This window comes from Herbaspirillum sp. B65 (assembly GCF_000333555.1).
Classification (GTDB): domain Bacteria; phylum Pseudomonadota; class Gammaproteobacteria; order Burkholderiales; family Burkholderiaceae_D; genus Herbaspirillum; species Herbaspirillum rubrisubalbicans.
Genome location: NZ_BADI01000194.1, coordinates 1 through 3,910, shown reverse-complemented (window position 1 = coordinate 3,910; position 3,910 = coordinate 1). Strand labels below are relative to the sequence as shown.

Sequence of the window (3,910 nt, the reverse complement as noted above, 5' to 3'; positions counted from 1 at the left end):
CCGGGGCTGGATATTGCCATCATCGATCCGGCCGATGTGCACTATTACCAGCCCGGCTGGACGCTGGTGGGCGGCGGCGTCTTCCAGCCGGCGCAGACGGCGCGCGTGATGGGCTCGCTCATTCCGCGCGGGGTGCGCTGGATCAAGTCAGCGGTGGCCGGCTTCGAGCCCGACCGCCATGCTGTGCTGCTGGAAGGCTGCCGCGTGGTGAAGTACGAACAACTGGTGGTTTGTCCCGGCCTGAAGCTGAACTGGGACGGCATCGAAGGATTGACCGATACCCTCGGTCGCAACGGCGTGAGTTCCAACTATCGCTATGATCTGGCGCCCTATACCTGGGAACTGGTGCAGCGCTTCAAGGGCGGCAATGCCCTCTTCACCCAACCGCCCATGCCCATCAAATGCGCCGGAGCACCGCAGAAGGCCATGTACCTGTCCTGCGACGCCTGGCGGCGCGCCGGGGTGCTGGGTCAGGCCAGGGTGCAATTCCATGCAGCCGGCGCGGTACTTTTCGGGGTGCCGGACTACGTGCCGGCCTTGATGGAATACGTGCAAGCCTATGGCATCGCGCTGAACTTCGGCCAGACCCTTACCGCCATCGATGGCAGCCGCAAGATCGCTACCTTCAGCGTCACCTCGCCCGAGGGCCAGCCCGGCAAGATCGAAGTCCCCTTCGATATGATCCACGTGGTGCCGCCGCAGAGTGCGCCGGACTTTATCCGCAGTAGCCCCCTGGCCGACGCGGCCGGCTGGATCGAGGTGGACCAGAGCACCTTGCAGCACAAGCGCTTTGGCAACATCTTCGGGCTGGGTGACGCCGCCAATTCGCCCAACGCCAAGACGGCCGCCGCCGCCCGCAAACAGGCACCGGTAGTGGCGCATAACGTGCTCTACAACCTCGGCCGACAAACCACGCAGGCGCGTTATGACGGCTACGGTTCCTGTCCGCTGACGGTCGAGCGCGGCAAGATCGTGCTGGCCGAGTTCAACTACGGCGGCAAGCTGGCCCCCAGCTTCCCGGGCTGGATGCTGGAGGGCACGCGACCTTCGCGGCTGGCCTGGCTATTGAAGGAGCGCATCCTGCCACCGCTGTACTGGGAGGGAATGCTCAAGGGCCACGAATGGCTGGCGCAACCGGAAATGGTGGGTTAATGCCATGGCAGTTTCGAACTTCCCCTCCAAGGCCAGGTCATGAGCATCAGTCTGTTGCTGGGAGCGCTGGTGGGCTGCATCATGGGCCTCACCGGCGCCGGTGGCGGCATCCTGGCAATCCCCTTGCTGGTGTTCGGCCAGCATCTGAGCGTGCCGCAGGCCGGCCCGATCGGTCTGCTGGCAGTGGGCATCGCCTCGGCCATGGGGGCGCTCATCGGTTTGCGCGCCGGCATTGTGCGTTATCGTGCGGCGCTGCTGATTGCCGCCATCGGCATCGTACTCACGCCTGCGGGGACGTGGCTGGCCCATCAACTGGATACCCGCTATCTGACACTACTCTTTGCCGTGGTCATGCTGTGGGTGGCCTTCAAAGGCTTGCGCGATGCCCGTCGCAGCAAGACGGTCACGGCCACTGTCAGCGCGGACTGTCCCTGCCTGCGTGACCAGAGCGGGCGTTTCGTCTGGACACCCCGCTGCGCCAGTCGCCTGGCCGTCATGGGCGGCGTGGCCGGAGTGCTCTCGGGTCTGCTTGGGGTGGGTGGCGGCTTCGTCATCGTACCGGCACTGCAGCGTTTTTCAGACCTGGCCATGCAGTCGGTGGTCTCAACCTCGCTGGCGGTGATTGCGCTCATTTCCCTGGTCAGCGTCGCCACCAGCGTGGTCAGCGGGCACTTCGATCTGGCCATCGGCCTGCCCTTTTCGGCGGGGGCGGTGATCGGGATGCTGTTCGGCGGCAAGCTCGCGGTACGCTGGCATCCGGCGCACCTGAAGCTGGCCTTTTCGGTGGTGTGCATGGCGGTATCGCTGGGCCTGATCGTGAAATCGGTGCACTGACCAGCCGAGGCAGTCTGGCCTACCTGCTGGGCGCCATCTGCATGTACTTTACCGCCAAGAGCTATGCGGTCATGACCGAGGTGGTGCCCAGCGCGGGCTCGGTCTATGGTATTGCGCGTTATTGCCTGGGTGGCTTCCCGGGTTTTCTGGCAGGCTGGTTGGCTGGCTCTTGGCTTCCTTGGCAGCCACCGTGACGGAATCGCTATAGGCACCGGGCACCACGTCGACGCGCAGCTTGTCGGCAGCCTGGGCCGCATTGACCAATTGGAGGGAAGCAAGGGTGAAGACGACGAGCAACAAACGAGAAAGCTTCATGCAAGGCTCCGTAAAAGGAAAGATTTGTTCAAAGTAAGCGGGATGGCGGGCTGACCCGCATCGCTGCAGACCAGCAAGGACGGCGGTACCAGCAATGGGAGCGAGCGACCTCGACAGCCGCCACGAAACCAGAGTGTGGGCGAGGCGATCGGTTAGAGCTACAAAGTAAAACATGCATGGTTATCAGTTTTTGCATGAAGTGCAGGCACTGGTCCCTTACGGCCATTGCATTGGACCACGAGCACCTGCTGTGTCTTCCGCCGGCCAGGCGTTGCCGCCCGTTCGATCACTCTGCGCCAGGATGACGCGCCGTTATAAACAGGTAAACTTGCAAGTTTGACTGTTTAAATATATATTCCAGCCATGACTACTCCTACAGACAACACCGTTCTCGTTGAAACGGCGGTTACCGAGCTTTCGCTGGCGATTGGACAGGTATTGCGACGCTTGCGGGCGGAATCCAATCCGGATGGACTGACCTGGTCGCAGACCGTGGTATTGGCGCGGCTGGAGAAGGCAGGACCGCTGACGACAGCCGATCTCGCGCGCGCTGAATCGGTGAAGCCGCAATCCATGGGCGCCACGCTGGCCGAGTTGGAGCAGGAAGACTTGGTCGAGCGCCGGCCGCATCCGAGCGACGGCAGGCAGGTACTGTTTGCCCTGACCGAAAAAGGCATCGAGGCTAGGCAAAAACGTGGCGCCCTGAAACGGAAATGGCTGTTGACAGCAATGACCAGGCTCGATCCGAATGAACGACAGACGCTAGTGACCGCTGCGGCCCTGATCAAGCGCTTAAGCGAGTCCGAGTAAGACCGCCCCGACGCCTGAGGTCACTCCCGGAATCACCACAACGTAGAGCTACGTCGCCCCGATCACCGAAAGGAAAACACCATGCCAGTGACCACACTCGATCCCAAGTCCGCACTCATCGTCGTCGATCTTCAGGCGGGCATCGTTTCACTTCCGACCGCGCATCCCATGAACCCGATGGTAAAGCACGCTGCGAGGTTGGCAAAGAGCTTTCGTGAGCACGGTTTGCCAGTCGTATTGGTCAATGTCGCTGGCGGGGCACCGGGTCGGACGGAACAGCCACGAATGCATCGGGAATTGCCGACCGGCTGGACCGATTTTATTGCCGAGCTTAATGTGCAGCCCCAAGACCATTTGGTGACCAAGCGCACTCCAGGCGCCTTCACCAATACCGACCTTGAAGCCCATCTGGAATCGTTGGGCGTCACGCAGGTAGTCATCGCTGGTGTCGCCACCAGCAATGGCGTCGAGGTCACCGCACGTCAAGCCTACGAGCTGGGCTTGAACGTGACGCTGGCCACGGACGCCATGACCGACATGCAGGCCGATGCGCATACCTACAGCATCACGCGGGTCTTTCCAAGGATAGGCGAGACCGGCACCACGCAAGAAATCATTGACCTCATGAAACGGAGTGCCTGACCATGCATTGGCTACATGACATAGCGTATTTCTTCGGCGGCGCTTTCCTGACCAACGCGATCCCGCACTTCGTCAGCGGCACCCTGGGACAGGCCTTTCAGAGCCGGTTCGCCAAGCCCTCTGGCGAAGGTCTTTCGTCCTCCACGTGAACGTGCTA

5 protein-coding genes are annotated in these 3,910 nt (G+C 61.9%); 4 read left to right on the top strand and 1 reads right to left on the bottom strand.

The window, feature by feature from the left end; all coding sequences use genetic code 11:
• Both I5W_RS04975 and I5W_RS04970 read left to right on the top strand, forming a co-directional pair.
• The coding region (locus tag I5W_RS04975; RefSeq protein WP_050010618.1) for an NAD(P)/FAD-dependent oxidoreductase at window positions 1-1,152 on the top strand (1,152 nt) is incomplete at its 5' end.
• A 39-nt stretch (window positions 1,153-1,191) separates the two neighbouring features.
• Window positions 1,192-1,986: a sulfite exporter TauE/SafE family protein gene (locus I5W_RS04970; protein ID WP_044528410.1), complete on the top strand. Its 795-nt coding sequence runs from the start codon at window positions 1,192-1,194 to the stop codon at window positions 1,984-1,986.
• Between the two features lie 69 nt (window positions 1,987-2,055).
• On the opposite strand, the gene I5W_RS34155 is transcribed toward I5W_RS04970, so the two are convergent.
• The gene (locus I5W_RS34155; protein WP_252716900.1) at window positions 2,056-2,301 is read right to left on the bottom strand and encodes a hypothetical protein; all 246 of its coding nucleotides are present in this window, start codon (window positions 2,299-2,301) and stop codon (window positions 2,056-2,058) included.
• Window positions 2,302-2,664: 363 nt separating this feature from the next.
• Here I5W_RS34155 and I5W_RS04960 point away from each other — a divergent pair, with 363 nt between their 5' ends.
• Both I5W_RS04960 and I5W_RS04955 read left to right on the top strand, forming a co-directional pair.
• A complete protein-coding gene (locus tag I5W_RS04960) occupies window positions 2,665-3,111 on the top strand; it encodes a MarR family winged helix-turn-helix transcriptional regulator (RefSeq protein WP_044528408.1) in 447 nt (148 codons plus the stop codon).
• Between the two features lie 81 nt (window positions 3,112-3,192).
• Entirely contained in the window at window positions 3,193-3,753 is a 561-nt protein-coding gene (locus I5W_RS04955; protein ID WP_044528407.1) for an isochorismatase family protein, read from the top strand.
• The last annotated feature ends 157 nt before the right edge of the window (window positions 3,754-3,910 follow it).

Bases quoted from the DNA above. Each gene is read 5' to 3' on its own strand.
- I5W_RS04960 (WP_044528408.1), top strand. From the start codon at position 2,665: ATGACTACTCCTACAGACAACACCGTTCTCGTTGAAACGGCGGTTACC.
- I5W_RS34155 (WP_252716900.1), bottom strand. From the start codon at position 2,301: ATGAAGCTTTCTCGTTTGTTGCTCGTCGTCTTCACCCTTGCTTCCCTC.
- I5W_RS04970 (WP_044528410.1), top strand. From the start codon at position 1,192: ATGAGCATCAGTCTGTTGCTGGGAGCGCTGGTGGGCTGCATCATGGGC.
- I5W_RS04955 (WP_044528407.1), top strand. From the start codon at position 3,193: ATGCCAGTGACCACACTCGATCCCAAGTCCGCACTCATCGTCGTCGAT.